This is a genomic window from Pseudomonas sp. St29 (assembly GCF_001547915.1).
In the GTDB taxonomy this organism is placed as follows: Bacteria; Pseudomonadota; Gammaproteobacteria; order Pseudomonadales; family Pseudomonadaceae; genus Aquipseudomonas.
In genome coordinates, this window is the sequence record NZ_AP014628.1 from 889,300 (window position 1) to 904,735 (window position 15,436).

Here is a 15,436-nt window from a genome sequence, read left to right on the forward strand (position 1 = left end):
CTTATACAGGCAGCGGCCCGTCGACTGTTCACGGGCCCGGCTTGCGTCACCCACCCAGAAGGAGATGGACATGTTCAAGTTCCTGACGATTACCGAGTTGCCCCGTACCCCTGCGCATCGTGATTCCGGCTCCATCAGCGGAGCGATCAATGCCTGGGAGCTGAAAAATCGGGCTCTCAATACCAAGGGGTTTGTTACATGTCCAAAGAATTACTCGGAGTTTCTGCTGTAGGGCTGATGGTGCTGGGCGAGTTCTGCGCCATCTACAGTGAAGTGGTGGTGGCGCGGCTGGCCCATTCCGGCAACACCTCCGGTGCCGAACTGGCGCTGCCGGTGCTGATCATGTGCCTGGGCGGTATCTGCCTGCTGGCGGCCTACTGGCTGGGTTACGTGGCGGTGGGCGATATCTGGATCATCACCGTGGTCTCGGTGACCTCGCTGCTGCTCCTGGAGCCGCTGGTGATCTGGGCGCTGTTCCAGCAGGCGCCCGGGCGCGGTGCCTTGATCGGTTTCTGCCTCGGTGCGCTGGGGATGTTGTCCGCCGTGTTCCTCTAGCACGGCCTAGCTCTGGCTCGGGTCCTTCAGGCCCGGGCCCGGGCAAAGTAACGGCTGGGCGCCTCGCCCAGGACCTTGCGAAACACACTGCTGAAGGCGCTCGGGCTGCTGTAGCCCAGGTCGCTGGCGACCCGGGTCACGGCCTCGCCACGGCCCAGGCGCACCACGGCCGCCAACAGGCAGGCCTGCTGGCGCCATTCGACGAAACTGATGCCGGTGTGCTGGCGAAACAGCCGGGTGAAGGTGCGACGGCTCATGCCGGCGCGCTCGGCTATGGCATCGATCCCCAACTCCAGCGACGGCTGTTCCAGCAACGCGCGACAGACCCTGGCCAGCCGCGGCTCGTCCGGCAGCGGGGCGTTGAGGGTCAAGGCCGGCATGCTGGCGATTTCATGCAGCAGCAGGTTCATCAATTGCCCCTGCACGCCGTCCCTGGCGTAGAGCGCGGGGAGGTGCATGGCCCGCAGCAGCAGTTGGCGCAGCAACTCGGACACTTCCCGTACCTCGCATTGCGCCGGCAAGCCCAGGCGCTGTGCCGCCCGGGGGCGCACATAGGTGTTGAGCAGGGTCACCGGGCCGCGCATGTGCATGGCGTGGGTCACCCCGGCCGGCACCCAGATTGCCCGTTGCGGCGGCACCACCCAGTTGCCCTGTTCGGTGTAGACGCTGATCACCCCGGTGGCGGCGTAGGCGAATTGCCCGCGTCGATGCTGGTGTTCGGCGAAGTGCTGGCCGTCCGCATAGTCGACGGCCGTGACCCGCGCGTCTCGGGGGATGTTTTCGTAGGGATCGATAGCGATAGATTGCATGGCCCGAATCTACTGATAGTTGACCTGATACTGCAAGCGGGCCATGGCGTGCTGCGGCGATAGTTCGGTCCCGGCCGGGGATTTGCTCGCGGCCGCCTTTCCTGGACCGCGCGACATGCAGAAAAAACACCTGTTCCTGGCCCTGCTGGTGACCGCCTTGTGGGGCCTGAACTTTCCCATCACCAAGCTTGGGCTGGCGAGTATCGATCCGTTGCTGCTCACCGCCTTGCGCTTCACCCTGGCGGCCTTGCCCTGGGTATTTCTGGTGCCGCGCCCGCCGGTAGGGTTTGGCTGGCTGGCGGCCTACGGGCTGATATTCGGCGTGGCCATGTGGGCCCTGATCAACCTGGGGATCGATCAGGGCGTGGCGCCGGGCACGGCGTCGCTGTTGATCCAGTTCAGCGCCTTTTTCTCCCTCGGCTGGGGCGTGCTGCTGTTCGGCGAACGCCTGCGCTGGCAACAGATTCTGGCCACGGCCATTGCGCTGTGGGGGCTGCTGCGAATCATCGGCGACAGCCCCGGGCACGCCACCAGCCTGGGTTACGCCTTGCTGCTGGTGAGCGCCTTCAGCTGGAGTGTGGGCAACGTCATCATCAAGCGCTGCGGGGTTCGCGAGGTGTTCGCCTTCGTGGTCTGGGCCAGCCTGTTGGCGCCGTTGCCGCTGTTGGCGTTGACCTGGGTAAGCCACGGGAGTGCGCCGTTTCTGCAACTGGCCGGGCAGGTGTCCGTCAGTGCGCTGCTGTCGCTGATGTTTCAGGTCTATGTGGCAACGCACTTCTGTTACTGGGGCTGGAACCTGTTGCTGCGCGAGTATCCGGTCTCTCGGGTGGCGCCCTTGTCGTTGCTGATCCCGGTGTTCGGCATGGCCGGGTCGGTGTTGATCCTGGGGCAGCGGGTCGGGGTCGATGAGGCTGTATCCATGGGCCTGATCCTGCTGGCGCTGGCCGTGGGGCAGTTCGACTGGCGCCGGTTTTCGGCCCTGGGCCGCCGGTCCCTGTAGCCGCTGCCGCAGGCTGCGAACGGCTCCGGAGGAGACGCAGTGATCTTGAAGGCGCCGGAGGTTCGTCGGTCAATCGCCAAGCAAGGCCCTGCGGTCCTTTTCGCAGCTTCGCGGGCTCAGCAGCGGCTACAGGCGGCTTTGTGTAGCCGCTGCCGCAGGCTGCGAACGGCTCCGGAGGAGACGCGGCGATCTTGAAGGCGCCGGAGGTTCGTCGGTCAATCGCCAAGCAAGGCCCTGCGGTCCTTTTCGCAGCTTCGCGGGCTCAGCAGCGGCTATAGGCGGCTTTGTGTAGCCGCTGCCGCAGGCTGCGAACGGCTCCGGAGGAGGCGCGGCGATCTTGAAGGCGCCGGAGGTTCGGCCGGCAATCACCCAGTCGCTGACAGTCGGTGGGGCAGGCGGGTTTTTTATCCTCGTTCAGTCACCGTTCAGGGGGGGCGCGCGCACCATGTTCAGCCTTACGCCGAGCTTATGGCACGGCACTTTCTGGTGGGGCGAAGATGGTTCGAGAAACGCGTTTCGGGATTGAGTCCTGGGGTATCTACCTGGCGGCCCTGCTGCTGTTCACCTTTGGCATCTGGGACCAGCAGCCCCAGGGTTTCGATGGGCGCTGGGCGCTGTTTCTGCAGGAGATGTTCCGCCACGGGCCGAGTCTGTTCCCCACCACTTATGGCCAGCCGTACCCGGATTACCCGGGCACGGCGACCTATTTCAGCTACCTGTGCGCCCAGCTGTTCGGCGCGCCCAACCACCTGGCCAATGTGCTGCCCACGGCCCTGGCCTCGGCGGGGGTTCTGGCGCTGCTGTACCGCTTGCTGGCGCCCATGGGGCGCACCTGGGCGCTGCTCGCGGTACTGCTGACGGCGCTGACCAGCCAGCTGTTGGACAAGTCCCGTTCGGTGTGCCTGGACCAGATGATCTCGCTGCTGTGCCTGGGGGCGTTCTACCTGCTGCACAGCGGCGAGCAGCGCGGCTCGCGACTGCGGCCATGGCTGGTGCTGCCGCTGTTCGTGCTGGCCTTCGCCATTCGCGGGCCCCTGGGGCTGGTGGAAGTCTGCGGCGTGGTCTGCACTTACTGGCTGCTGGGAGACAGCCGCACCCAGGAGGCGCGCCGCACCTTGTTCAAGCGCGTGCTCGGCTACGGTTGCGGCGGCCTGCTGGTGCTGGCCGGCTGTTGGTGGCTGTTGATGCAGCTGGCCTATGTCAGCGGCGGCGAGGCCTTTGTCCATCAGGTCTACAACATGCAGGTGAGCGGGCGCCTGGATGAAAGTGGCGAGCCGTTCTACTTCTACTTCCAGCTGGCGCTGTACCGCTATTTCCCGGTGGTGCCCCTGGCCCTGGTGACCCTATGGATGCTGCGCAGCCAAGTGTTCCGGCGCCATGCCGACCCGCAATTGCGCCTGGTGCTGCGGCTCGGCGCCTGCGGCCTGATGATCCTGCTGGGCTTGTCGGTGCCGCACTTCAAGCGCGCCTATTACATCCTGCCCATGGTGCCGATGTTCGCCGCGGTGGCCGCCTACGGCCTGCTCATGGTTCGGGGCCAAATGGGCAAGGTGCGCAGTGCCTACCTGTGGCTGGTGGGTGTGCTGCCGGGGTTGTGCATCCTGGTGCTGTTCGTGCTCAAACACAGCTGGCACAAGCACGGCTATTGGCCGCCGGTGTCGATGCCGTTGCTGATTGCGATCTTTGCCCTGCTGCAACTGCTGGCGCTGTACTGCTGGCGCCACACCCGGGGCAGCTTCGGGCGGCGCCTGGTGTTGCTCAGCGCCCTGGCCCTGGCGGCGCAATGGACCCTGCTGGTGGCGGTGGTGGACCCGGGCAAGGACCGGCAATTCGACACCCAGGGCTTCGTCAGCGACGTGGAGCAGCTGCGCGCGGCCGAACACGGTCCCCTGGTGTTCTTCAACCTGGGCCAGGACACCTGGGCGGTGCGCTACATGATGAACCTGGACCACGACGAACAGCCGCTGTTTGTCGCCGGCGACGCCCCCGGGCAACTGGACACGCTGCCCCACGGCTCTTGGGTGATCGTGGCGCGCAAGGATCGAGAGAAGCTGTTGGGCACCTCGCTGGAAAACCAGCCGCCGGTGTACGAGGGACGCTTGAATGACAATCCCTGTTTGGTGTTTCAGTTGCAGTAAGTCCTTGGCAGCGAGTGGTGCGGGTCGTATTTTTGGCCCCTGCGATCCGCGTTGAAACCAGGGAGTGGTCATGGAATGCCAAGTTCGTCCGGCCCTAGAGGCCGATGCCGCGAGGGTCAGCCAAGTGATCCTGGCGGCCCTGCTCACCAGCAATGCCCAGGACTATCCCGCCCATGTGATCGAGCGGGTGCAAGACAGCTTTACCCCGGACGCCGTCCTGCAACTGATGCGGCGTCGGCAAATGTTCGTCGCCCTGGTGGACGGGAAACTGCTGGGCACCGCCAGCCTTGACGGGCGCGCGGTGCGCTCGGTGTTTGTCGATCCGGCGTACCACGGCCATGGCCTGGGCCGGCAACTGATGGCCGCGGTCGAGCAGGCGGCGCTGGACTCGGGTTTGACCTCGCTGGTGGTGCCCTCGTCGGTCACCGCCGAAGGCTTTTATGCGCGCCTGGGGTTTGTCCGGGTCCGCGAGCATTACGAGGGCGAGGAGTTGACGTTGATCATGGAGCGGGGCCTGTCCGGGCCGGCTTGACTTTTCCCGCCATGAGCCTTGTAGGGGCGCGCTTGCTCGCGATGGACGTCAACGATAACGCGCGTTCGCTGGAGGAATGCGGCGCTCTTGGGAGCTTCGCGAGCAAGCTCGCTCCTACAGGGCTGGGTTGAGCTCAAGGCACCGGGAATTCCTCCCGGGTGCCAGAGCCATCAAGTGCTTATGCCACCGCCAGCCGCCGGGGCCGCAGCCAGCCGATCACCACCGCGGTAATCAGCAGGAACCCCAGGTAGCCGAAGAACGGATAGACCTGCCCCACCAGGCTGATAAAGCCCACCAGGCTGCCGACAAACGCCAGGGCACCGGCGGCAATGGAGCCGAGGCGGAACTGCCGGGTGCCGGCCGGCAACAGCCGCGCGGAGAAGGAGTACAGGGTGCCCACGGCGGTGTTGAGGATCATGCAGAAGATGATCAGCGCCATCAGCAGCCCCAGGGCCGGGGAGACTTCGCCGGCGATCGACAGCATGGGCATCGGCAGGTCCGCCACGCTGTCCAGGCGCGACAGCAGGCCCAGGCTCATCACCAGCATCAGCAGGCCCAGCAGCGCGCCGCCGAGAATGCCGCCCCACATCGCCTGTTTCTCGCCCTTGGCCGCGCCGCCCATGATCGCCAGGATCGGCACCCCGGCCACGATGTTGTAGGACACATAGAGCAAGGCCCCCAGCAGCCAGTGGCTGGCGCCGGCTTCTTGCTTGGCCGCCAGTTGATTGAGTTCACCGAAGCTCAGGTCGCGGGTGGCGGCGCCATACAGGGCCACGCCCACCGCGGTGATGATCAGGAAGGGCGTCACCGCGCCGATCATGCCGATGACCTTGTGCACGTCCAGGCACACGATGGCGACCACGATCAGGGTCACCAGCACGCTGCCGGCGATGGCTGGAATGCCGAACTGCTGCTCCAGCAGGGCACCGCCGCCGGCCAGCATCACCACGGTCACGGCGAACATGAAGAAGGTGATCATCAGGTCCACCAGCGCGCCCAGGTGTTTGCCGCACAGGGCCTGCACCACGTCCTTGTGCGACGCTGCCCGCAGGCGGCTGCCCATGCTGGCCAGGGCCATGCCGAGGAAGGTGAACAGCGCTGCGCTGACCACCGCGCCCGCCAGGCCCCAGGCGCCGAAGTCGACGAACATCAACAGCAGTTCACGACCGGAGGCGAACCCCGCACCGACAATCACACCGACGAAGGCGCCGGCGATCTTCAGACTTTCTTTCATGACGATTAGCCTCGATTTGTTGTTGTTATGTGGGGTGGACGGCCGCGTCATCTATTGGCGTGGCGGTCCTGGGCATCGCACTTGAGGGCTGGGGCGGGTGACTCAGTTTTCGCCGACCCAGGCCTGGACTTCGATCTCGACATCGACCCCCAGCGCCAGTTGCGCGCTGACGGTGGAGCGCACCGGGAAACCGTTCTTGAAGTGACGCTGGTAGACCTCGTTGAAGCCGGCGAAGTGCTGCATGTCGGTGAGCCAGACGGTGCTCTTCACCACCTGGTCGAAGCCGGCGCCGCACGCGGCCAGGGTCTCGCCGATGCGCGCCATGGCGGCCTCGGTCTGCACGCGGATGTCGCCGTGCACCACTTCGCCTTCGGCGCTCATCGGCACCTGGCCGGAGAGGAACAGGAAGCCGCCGACGCGGATCGCCCGGGAGAAGGGGTAGGGCAGGTGGCTGGGGTAACGCTGGATATCAGTGGACATGGCAAGGGCCTCGTGGGCTGGGTGGGTTAACGCAAGCGAGCGGGGGCCAGGGCCTGGGCATCGACGCCCTGGCTCAGCAGTTCTTCGGGGACCGGGTGGCCCAGCAGCAGGGCGCAGGCCAGTTGCGAGACGCCGGCCGCCGACTGGATGCCGTAGCCACCCTGGGCGGCGAGCCAGAAAAAGCCTTCGCGGCTGTCATCCCAGCCCACCACCAGATCGCCGTCGGCGACGAAGGAGCGCAGGCCGGCCCAGCTGTGGCGCGGGCGGCGGATGCTCAGGGAGGTGACGTTCTCGATGTGGTAGATGCCGGTGGCGATGTCCAGCTCTTCGGGCATCACGTCCTGGGGCGGCACTGGGTCGGCATTGGCCGGGGAGCCGAGCAACTGGCCGGCGTCGGGCTTGAAGTAGAAGCTTTCGTCGATGCCGATCACCGCCGGCCAGCGGCTGAAATCTTCATCCAGCGGGCCGTCGAAAGTGAAGGCGCTGCGCCGGCAGGGTTGCAGGCCGATGGGGGCCACGCCGCACAGCTGGGCCACGTCATCGACCCAGGCGCCGGCAGCGTTCACCAGATTGCGCGCCTGCAGGGAACGGCCATCGCTGAGTGTGAGGTTCCAGTGGCGGTCTTCGCGGCTGGCTTCGACGATGTGCGTGTCGCACTCCAGCTGCCCACCGTCCCGGCGCATGGCCCGCAGGAAGCCCTGGTGCAGGGCGTGCACGTCCAGGTCCTGGGCGGCGGTTTCCAGCATCGCCCCGGCGACGGCGTCGGGGCGCAGGCAGGGCACCAGGGCCCGGGCCTGCTCGGCCGTGATCAGGCGCACGTTGGCGGAGCGGGCGCGGGTTTCGTCGTAGGTCTGCTGCAACTGGTCCAGCTGTTCCTCGCTGGCCACGTACAGGCAGCCACGGGGCTCCATCAACGGGTGTTCGCAGAAACCCTGCGGCGGCCGCTGGTAGAACGCCCGGCTGGCGCGAGTCAGGGCCTGGATCTGTGGAGTGCCGTAGGCCTCCATGAACATCGCCGCAGAGCGCCCGGTGGAGTGATAGCCCGGCTGCGATTCACGTTCCAGCACCAGCACGCTGGCCTGCCCGGCCAACCGATAGGCCAGGGAAGCACCGGCAATACCGGCGCCGATGATGACGAAGTCGAAGCATTGGTTCGCGTGCATGCCGGGGTTCCTGAATGGCTGGAAAATGACAGGGGTCAAAATTCTCACATACGAGAAATGTAAGATATGAGAATTTTCCAGTCAACCCGGGGTCATGGGTTAATATTTCGCCACGTGCCCCGGCCAGCGTCGCGGTTGCCCTTATTTGCCTGACAGAGAGCCCCAATGAGTTCCGACCGAGCCCAGCCCGCCTCGAGCTCCCACGCCCATCCACTGATCGACCGAACCCAGGTCGGCGCACGCCTGCGGACCATCCGCAAAAACCAGAAGCTGACCCTCAAGCAGCTCTCGGAACGCTCCGGCGTCGCGCTGTCGACCCTGTCGAAAATGGAGCTGGCCCAGGTTTCGGTCAGCTACGAAAAACTCGCCGCGGCGGCCCGCGCCCTGGGCGTCGACATCGCCCAACTGTTCACCCCCGCGCCGAACCTGACCCAGACCCGCAACGCCCAGGTGCAACCGACCGTGGTCAGCACCACCATCGCCGACGCCCCCGGCTACAGCACCGGCAACTACGACTACCACCCCATGGCCGGCGACTTTCCCGGGCGCAGCATGACCCCCATGTACGCGCGGATCTTTGCCCGCGAGCTGCAGCAGTTCGAGGACTACATCCGCCACCCCGGGCAGGAATTCGCCCTGGTGCTGTCGGGGCGGGTGCGGATTCAGTTCGAGACGGGGGAAGCCGTGAGCATCGGCCCGCAGGAGACGGCCTACTTCACCAGCAGTGTCGGCCATATCTACCTGGCGGAAGGGGAGGAGGATGCGGAGGTGATGGTGGTGATGTCGGAGCGCTGAAGCCCTTCATCATCAAGCAACAGCGCGCCAGGTCCAGCTGCCGCGCCGTGCTTTCGTGGGGTGTTCTACTTCAGCGTTGGCCTGTGGCGACTGCCATTTAGCAAGGTATCCACCACGGCCCGGGCCATCTTCACTGAGTGCACCTGATACCGGGGGAGTGCTTATCGCTGGGCCATCTGCCTTGGCAATTTGGGCTTCCATGCATGTGGATGTATGCCCCTGGATAGCACCTAATCCCGGAATTTGTTCCCTCTGTTTATGGGCAAGATCGACACCGCGGCATAGCGCTCTTGTCCGCTGATCTTGAGACGTACTCTGGCCAGCGTTGACAGACCCTGGCTCGGCCAGTCTGCGGGCTTGTAGATACATGGAAGGCTCGGCATTATGAGCTGCGTTTGACTGGGGCGACGGAGCCAAGAATGAGCGATATCACGGGAGAGGCGACTGTCATCAGGAATGCCAGCGTGCTGGCAGCCGAAATCGGTGGAGAACTGGTGCTAATGAGCGTGTCCCAGTGGCATTACTTCGGCCTTAACTCCGTGGCCAGCGATATTTGGGAGCGACTCGCATCGCCTGTGCGTGTAGATACCTTGTGTGAGGCACTGGTAGCCGAGTATGACGCAGACATCCAGGTGATTCGCCAGGATGTCATGGAGTTGCTGAGCAAGCTGGTGAGTCGTGAGCTCATTGAGGTCCAGGCTTGATCAGCGCTCACCGTCTTCGTGTCATTGAAGCCGCCCTCTTTTTTTCGCTCACGCCTATCTTCTGCCGACTGTTTTCGTGGCGCCTTTTGCTGAGTTTGAGTGGGGCCCGCATTGAGCCGGCATCGTCTGATTTGAATCCCGCCTTGTCGCCCATGGCTCGTGCAGTGGGAGATGCGGTCGCCGTCGCGGCCAGGCGCCTTCCCTGGAAACCTCTTTGTCTGCGCCAAGCGTTGGTGGCGGCCTGCATGTTGCGCCTGCGGGGGAAGCGTTCCGTACTATGCCTGGGTGTACGCAGAGACGGTGAATCTATAGGCGCACATGCATGGCTGGTGTTACCGGGGCAAGACGGTGGGATCGTTTGCGGGGCGGAGAATATTGGCAACGTTCGCGCTTTGCGGCGGCAAGACTAGGTGTCACACCATGTATGACGATTACTCTCTTTGCGGCTGGCGTGTGCGCAGTGATTTGCCGTTGCCGGAGCTACTGCCCTGGACAGGGGACCTACAGGCTCCGATAGACCTGAATATCGAACTTGGAGCAGTTGAGGCGCGACTGCTGGACCCTCAATACGAAGGTCCGGTTCTGCAAATGAGCACTGATGGAACCTGTCGCTTCACTATCGAGTCAGTTGCGACTTACCGAATAGCACACGATGGCCGTACGATTCGGGTACAGCCCAGCCTCTCTGCGGATCTCCCCGCAGTAAGGACATTTTTGTTCGGTACCGTGTTTGCAATTGTTTGCCAGCGCCGTACCGTCTTACCTTTGCATGCCTGTTGCGTGAAACTGCCATCTCCCCAGGGGGATATTGCAGTTGCCTTCACGGCGCCTTCGGGAACAGGTAAATCGACCCTGGCATCTGCCTTCATGCGGCGGGGTTACCCGATTCTGGCAGACGATGTCACGGTGGTCAGCCTCGACCAGGAGCGAGGTGCCGTTGCGTTGCCCACCTTCCCCAGGGTCAAGCTCTGGCGGGATGCAATGAGCCAGTTTGGCCATGGCATGGGTGACGCAGAGCGTGTACGCCAGGATATGGACAAATTCTCCGTTGGCTTAGGGGCCGAGCACTTCGCCGTAGGCGCCCCTCTGAAGCTGGCAGCGTTGTACCACCTTGAGCGAGTCGAAGATGCCAGGCATGCAGGTCTGGAAGAGGTCGGCGGTTTACCCGCCTCGGTTCGGTTCTCCAAGGCCCTGTATCAGGAGCGGATTCTCATGACGGTTGCCTCTGGTAAGGGCGCCCACTTCTCACTGGCAATGCGATTGGCGGCTGGCGTTGCGCGACATGTTCTGGTTCGACAGCTTTCTGGCTTTGAACATTTGGATGAACTTGTCCAGCGCATCGTCGCGTTTCACGCCGGGACGGCCCATCAGGCATGAGTGGCTTTTACTGGCTGGCGTCCTACCCCAAGTCTGGCAACACTTGGCTGCGCTTGGTCCTCAACAGTTATCGCCTCGGCGGATCAAAGCCAGACTTCTCGCAGAAGCAGAACTTCGCTCCTATCGCCAGCAGTCGTCGCCGCTTCGACGAGCTTCTGGGCGTCGCCTCGTCTGACTTGCTGCCTGATGAGTTGTTGAGATTGCGTCCGCGCATGTATGAGCTGCAGGTGACAGAGGCCCGCGAACCTTTGTTCAACAAGGTGCATGACGCCTGGCAATTGACCCCTGGGGGGGAGCCACTGTTCCCGGCCACCAATACCCTGGGAGCGGTCTATATCGTGCGTGATCCTCGAGATGTGGTGTTGTCGCTGGCCGGGCACATCGGTTTCAGTGTGGATAGGGCGATCGACCTTCTCCTGGACGAGACAGCTATCCTGTGTGACCAAAAGCTCGGACTCATGGATCAGCTGCCGCAACGACTGGGGAGTTGGAGTCAGCATGTACTGAGCTGGATCGATCTGCCCGCGCCTTGGAGTCCTTTGCTCATTCGCTATGAAGACATGTTGGAGAAGCCCTGGGAAAGCTTTGCCTGTGTCATCAAATATTGTGGTTGGCCGTTAGATGACGAGCGCCTGGAGCAAGCCTTGGATGCCACTCGCTTCGACCGGCTGCAGGCTGCGGAGGCCAGCCATGGCTTCAGTGAGCGGCCGCAACGCGCCTCTCGCTTCTTCCGAGAGGGGCGTGCTGGAGGGTGGCGTGAGCGATTGAACGATGCGCAGCTACGCCGTATTGAAGAGGCCACCGAGTCGGTCAGAGCGCGCCTTGCTTATTGTTAGGCAAGGGCCTGGGCGCTTGAGTCGATGAAGGTCAACCCTGGAACTGGCGGCCAGTTTCGATCCAACGCAGGAATGCGCCAAAGTGAAGACCTCGGTGTAGAACGATCAGATGCTCAGGACTCGCTGGTCGGTTCGGCCAGTTCGAAAGGAGGGCCTTCATTCGTTTAAGGTCCAGCAGGCGTTGGGCCAGCGGGGAAGCCTCCAGCTCTTCGAGTCGTTCGCCGAGGAAAGGGCGCACCATACTCATTCGATGAAGGTATTCAGGACATTGCATGCCGCGTTTGCGGTTGTTGACCACCTCGCCAGGCAGGCGATCCGCTGTGACTCGACGGGCGAGTAGACGAGTTACGCCACCTTGCAGGTAGAGGCTGTCGGGAAGTGAAAAGCAGAATTCCAGCAAGCGCCGATCAGCCATCGGATCGCGAACCTCGAAGCCATGCAGGGCACGTACAAGTCCCGTTGCCTGTAGCGCTGACTGGCGCTCCCGGAACCACGCCTGGCGTAGCTGCCAGCTAGCCATAGAAGCCATTTGCTTGCGCCGCTTGGCCCCCTCTTCGGTTCGAATGCGCGCCTTTATCATCGGGTCAATTGGATAGAGATGCCCCCACTCGGAAGCGCTCGACCTGGCTTGCAGTTTTGCTATTGATTGCTGAATGATCTCTGGAGCAAACGGGGCCAGGGTGGAGCGCCATATCTGGCGCGCAATGGCCGCGTTTTGTCCGCTCGTGCGGGCCTGGGCGAGTGATTCCTGAAAGGCCTTCAGCCAGCGGCCATCCCTCATCAAGCCAGTAAGGGTGCCCTGTCCATCCCAAGACAAAGTCACATTGCCGAGCGCTCCGGTCAGCAGTACACGCCCACCTTGCCGCCTTATGTGATCCCGGGCGGAGCCCATCCAGGCCAGGTTCATCACATTTCGCCAAGGGACGCCTGTCAGCTGGAACATCTGTAGCCAGTCGGTATCCCATCGATGCTGCACTGGCCCATTGAAAAACAGAGGCTGCAATCCGGGTGTCTGTTCGCAGATGCTCTCTACATAACGTCGCTCACTCATGTAGTGCTGATTTGAATCCAGCAGCTCGGTGTTGGCGGCGGGCAGGCAGGTGATGGTGGTCAATGAGTTGCCTGGCAGGTGTTTCACGGCCGTCACCGACACGGCGGAGGAGTCCAATCCTCCTGTGAGCGAGGAAAATGCCGGGCCTTCGATCCTCAGGCAGTCTTTGACTGCACGCTCGAACAATTCGCGTGCTGCCTCGACGTATTCCTCTTCTCTGGGCAAGCGGAGCTCGGTTCGTTGCTCAGGCGTCCAGTAGAAATGTTGCTTGAGTTGGCCCGAGCGCAGTATTGCCACCGAGCCTGCAGGTAGAAGGCGCAGATGCTTGTAAGGTGTGCCGTTGTCGGCCACGGGCAAGTCCGAGAGCAGGGCGACGAAGTGCTCTTCGTCTAGCTCGCGATCGATGCCGGGAACTGCCAGTAGGGCTGCCGGGTTTGTGGCGAAAGCAAAGAGCCCGTCCTTCTGGTGATAGTACAAGGGGCGCTGACCAACTGCGTCACGTGCGAGCAGTAGACTACGATCAGCAACATTCCACACCACTAGCGCAAAATCTCCGAGCATGCGCTCGGGACCGCGCGCTCCCCAGCGCGCCATTGCTTCAAAGGCAATGGCGCTGTCGGCCCAGCCATGTGCTTCCCTGGGTAGCGCCAGAGCGTCTATCAGCTCGATGCGATTAATCAGGTAACCGTCAAATACCAACACCAGAGGGACATCATGCCGAAGTGCGGGCTGATGATCCTGATGATCCTCCGGGGCTGTTATACGTAGACGATGGGTAAAGTGAAGGCCCGGGTGAGACCAGTGCCGGGATTGCTCGAGCCCTGGCGCATCCAGTGCTGCTGCAAAATGTTCAGGTAGTTCCGCAGGGATGGCCTGAGCGGAAAGCAGACCGGCAAATGCGCTCATCGATGAGCCAGGGATTTACAGTGACGGAGCATGCCGGTCAGGAGACGTTCGAAAAGCCAACCGTACCGTCATTGCCGCTTGTGGCGAAAATAGAGGTGGTCACATCCGATATGGAGACTTCAACGATTTCTGGCTTCTCCCAGGCTTTACGTTGGGACTCGGTTTCGTTGGATTCATTAGTGTCTTGTTCGGCCATCTTCTTGCTCCTGTAAGTCCGCTGATCAAGCTATATCAACTGCTCGCATTTTGGCAATTGGGGATTGGCTAAGGTTTTGCCGAGTAACAGACAGGCTCAGGGTACAAAGGTCTGCCCTGGGTGAATTTCTTGTAGCTTTCGTCACCCAACTGATAGGCAACCTGCATCCAGTTCATCATCGTCAGCGTGTGCTGCTTCGGCTTTGGCGGAGCAGGCTGACGCAGTCGCTTCAGCAACTCCAACTCGGCGGCGGCGAGATCATCGCTGAAGGTGAATTCGCTTGAAGGGCCGCAATGGACCTCATATTCGGAGCAGCCACGCTTTATGCTGACCGAGACACTGGCGCCAAGCTCAGGTGTATCGAGTACTTTTTCAAGTACCTGCTGGTAAGCTTCGCGGGCATTCTGCAGTCCATCCAGATGGAACAGGACTCGGTAGGGACCGGCCTGGTAGCGTGCATTCAGGCTGGCGCCGGCCTTGTAGGCATAGGGTAGGTCATGCGCGATCTTCTGGGTCGCAATCAGCTGTTCCAAGTTGGCTGGGCGTATCTGGACCTTGAAGCAGTGGCGGCAGCCTACCGGGACGGCCGCTCGACCGTAGGCCTGACGGAACAGGAAGCCCAAGAGCTTCCCGCAGGGGAATGGTGTGCGGATGGGACCAACTACCCAGGTTTCATTCAATTGGACAGGACGCGACAGTTCCCAGGTGTCATCTTCATGCAGAACTACATCGCCTCTTTCGCGTGCGATCAGGAGATTTTGCCCAATAGTGGACTTACCCAATTTGAGGTTCAGAAAGTCCGTGCTGGTGGTGGTCAAGGTAACCCGCTCCGCATCGTTTGTTGGTGGACAGTTTCCTTGTCGTGGAGATTACGGTAAAGCGAAATGAGGAGTCTTTGGTTGTTTCACGAATGGGTGCGTTTCTTGGTGCAGGTTTTGCGCGGCGGTGAACGACGGAGTTCTGCACTCCTGATGCGACGGCGTCCACAAGGCTTGTTTCAGCCATACGGCACGACGCGAGAAGATCGCTACCCCGAGTTGTTCCAGTCAATTCGCCAGGTACTGGCAGACACTCCGCAAACGCGCCTCCTATCGTTCGGCTGCTCTACCGGCGAGGAAGTGTTCAGCCTGGCCCGCTATTTTCGACAGGCCCATATCCGTGGCGTGGATATCGATGCGGGCCGTATTGGCCGGTGCCGGGCGCGATGGCAGCGTGAGGGGCGAGAGCCCCGCCTGAGCTTCGTATGTGCGGGTGACGTTGCGCTGGAAATGACCGCCAGCTATGACCTGGTGATGGCGATGGCCGTCTTCCGCCACGGCGCCTTGGGCGAGAGCCCCACTGACTGTTCTGCCTGGATTCGCTTCGCCGACTTTGATCGCGTGCTTGGCGACCTGGCCAGGGTGCTCAAGCCGGGTGGTTTGCTGGTGATCCGCCATGCCAACTTCCGTCTCGGCGACACGGGCGCGGCGGGTCTGTTCGAGTGCCTGCACGGCGAGGCGGCGCAGGCTTCGCCGATCTATGGACGGGACGACCGCTTGCTGCCCGGCGTACCGGGGGACGACGGCATCTACCGCAAGCGACCAGCGCCCCTTGCCTCATCGAACATGACGCGCTAGCGCTTAATCTGCAGTCTGGACCCGCGGGGATCGCTGCGGGCCTT

General features: G+C 62.7%; 18 protein-coding genes. 11 read left to right on the forward strand and 7 right to left on the reverse strand.

Annotated elements, in window-relative coordinates:
- Positions 1–70: 70 nt before the first annotated feature.
- Together PST29_RS32215 and PST29_RS03960 are read left to right on the forward strand one after the other, a co-directional pair.
- Entirely contained in the window at positions 71–232 is a 162-nt protein-coding gene (locus PST29_RS32215) for a hypothetical protein (RefSeq protein ID WP_164990710.1), read from the forward strand.
- A gap of 5 nt (positions 233–237) precedes the next feature.
- The gene (locus PST29_RS03960; RefSeq protein ID WP_011059155.1) at positions 238–555 is read left to right on the forward strand and encodes a hypothetical protein; all 318 of its coding nucleotides are present in this window, start codon (positions 238–240) and stop codon (positions 553–555) included.
- A gap of 26 nt (positions 556–581) precedes the next feature.
- On the opposite strand, the gene PST29_RS03965 is transcribed toward PST29_RS03960, so the two are convergent.
- Positions 582–1,364, reverse strand: coding sequence for an AraC family transcriptional regulator (locus PST29_RS03965; protein WP_060842427.1), 783 nt, complete (start codon positions 1,362–1,364; stop codon positions 582–584).
- A gap of 115 nt (positions 1,365–1,479) precedes the next feature.
- On the opposite strand from PST29_RS03965, the gene PST29_RS03970 reads away from it, so the two are divergent.
- The 3 genes from PST29_RS03970 to PST29_RS03980 all read left to right on the forward strand — a co-directional run bounded on the left by PST29_RS03970 (position 1,480) and on the right by PST29_RS03980 (position 5,034).
- On the forward strand, positions 1,480–2,364 hold the full coding sequence (locus tag PST29_RS03970) for an EamA family transporter (protein WP_060842428.1): 885 nt from the start codon (positions 1,480–1,482) through the stop codon (positions 2,362–2,364).
- Between the two features lie 497 nt (positions 2,365–2,861).
- The gene (locus PST29_RS03975; RefSeq protein WP_060842429.1) at positions 2,862–4,502 is read left to right on the forward strand and encodes an ArnT family glycosyltransferase; all 1,641 of its coding nucleotides are present in this window, start codon (positions 2,862–2,864) and stop codon (positions 4,500–4,502) included.
- Positions 4,503–4,572: 70 nt separating this feature from the next.
- Positions 4,573–5,034, forward strand: coding sequence for a GNAT family N-acetyltransferase (locus PST29_RS03980; RefSeq protein WP_060842430.1), 462 nt, complete (start codon positions 4,573–4,575; stop codon positions 5,032–5,034).
- A gap of 178 nt (positions 5,035–5,212) precedes the next feature.
- Here the strand turns inward: PST29_RS03980 and PST29_RS03985 are convergent, their stop codons facing one another.
- The 3 genes from PST29_RS03985 to PST29_RS03995 form a co-directional block, all read right to left on the reverse strand.
- Positions 5,213–6,268 (reverse strand): YkvI family membrane protein, encoded by a 1,056-nt coding sequence (locus PST29_RS03985; RefSeq protein WP_060842431.1) that lies wholly within the window; start codon positions 6,266–6,268, stop codon positions 5,213–5,215.
- Between the two features lie 102 nt (positions 6,269–6,370).
- Positions 6,371–6,748 carry a RidA family protein gene (locus PST29_RS03990; protein WP_060842432.1) on the reverse strand — a complete coding sequence of 126 codons (378 nt, stop codon included), beginning with the start codon at positions 6,746–6,748 and terminating at the stop codon, positions 6,371–6,373.
- A 26-nt stretch (positions 6,749–6,774) separates the two neighbouring features.
- On the reverse strand, positions 6,775–7,911 hold the full coding sequence (locus PST29_RS03995; protein ID WP_060842433.1) for an NAD(P)/FAD-dependent oxidoreductase: 1,137 nt from the start codon (positions 7,909–7,911) through the stop codon (positions 6,775–6,777).
- A 165-nt stretch (positions 7,912–8,076) separates the two neighbouring features.
- On the opposite strand from PST29_RS03995, the gene PST29_RS04000 reads away from it, so the two are divergent.
- From PST29_RS04000 to PST29_RS04015, 5 genes are all read left to right on the forward strand, one after another.
- A complete protein-coding gene (locus PST29_RS04000) occupies positions 8,077–8,706 on the forward strand; it encodes a helix-turn-helix domain-containing protein (RefSeq protein WP_060842434.1) in 630 nt (209 codons plus the stop codon).
- A 419-nt stretch (positions 8,707–9,125) separates the two neighbouring features.
- Positions 9,126–9,410, forward strand: coding sequence for a PqqD family protein (locus PST29_RS04005; RefSeq protein WP_060837450.1), 285 nt, complete (start codon positions 9,126–9,128; stop codon positions 9,408–9,410).
- Complete coding sequence (locus PST29_RS32680) at positions 9,407–9,820, forward strand: lasso peptide biosynthesis B2 protein (RefSeq protein ID WP_082729164.1); 414 nt, start codon at positions 9,407–9,409, stop codon at positions 9,818–9,820. The genes PST29_RS04005 and PST29_RS32680 overlap by 4 nt, the downstream gene beginning before the upstream one ends.
- A 10-nt stretch (positions 9,821–9,830) precedes the next feature.
- Entirely contained in the window at positions 9,831–10,787 is a 957-nt protein-coding gene (locus tag PST29_RS31535) for a hypothetical protein (protein WP_129405362.1), read from the forward strand.
- The gene (locus tag PST29_RS04015) at positions 10,784–11,623 is read left to right on the forward strand and encodes a sulfotransferase domain-containing protein (protein WP_060842435.1); all 840 of its coding nucleotides are present in this window, start codon (positions 10,784–10,786) and stop codon (positions 11,621–11,623) included. The genes PST29_RS31535 and PST29_RS04015 overlap by 4 nt, the downstream gene beginning before the upstream one ends.
- A 31-nt stretch (positions 11,624–11,654) precedes the next feature.
- Here PST29_RS04015 and PST29_RS04020 read toward each other — a convergent pair whose 3' ends face one another.
- From PST29_RS04020 to PST29_RS04025, 3 genes are all read right to left on the reverse strand, one after another.
- Positions 11,655–13,580, reverse strand: coding sequence for an asparagine synthetase B family protein (locus PST29_RS04020; protein WP_082729165.1), 1,926 nt, complete (start codon positions 13,578–13,580; stop codon positions 11,655–11,657).
- 37 nt (positions 13,581–13,617) lie between these two features.
- Positions 13,618–13,776, reverse strand: coding sequence for a hypothetical protein (locus PST29_RS32090; protein ID WP_159426267.1), 159 nt, complete (start codon positions 13,774–13,776; stop codon positions 13,618–13,620).
- Between the two features lie 68 nt (positions 13,777–13,844).
- The gene (locus tag PST29_RS04025; RefSeq protein ID WP_060837454.1) at positions 13,845–14,594 is read right to left on the reverse strand and encodes a hypothetical protein; all 750 of its coding nucleotides are present in this window, start codon (positions 14,592–14,594) and stop codon (positions 13,845–13,847) included.
- A gap of 81 nt (positions 14,595–14,675) precedes the next feature.
- On the opposite strand from PST29_RS04025, the gene PST29_RS30680 reads away from it, so the two are divergent.
- Entirely contained in the window at positions 14,676–15,392 is a 717-nt protein-coding gene (locus PST29_RS30680; RefSeq protein WP_159426268.1) for a class I SAM-dependent methyltransferase, read from the forward strand.
- Positions 15,393–15,436: the final 44 nt, after the last annotated feature.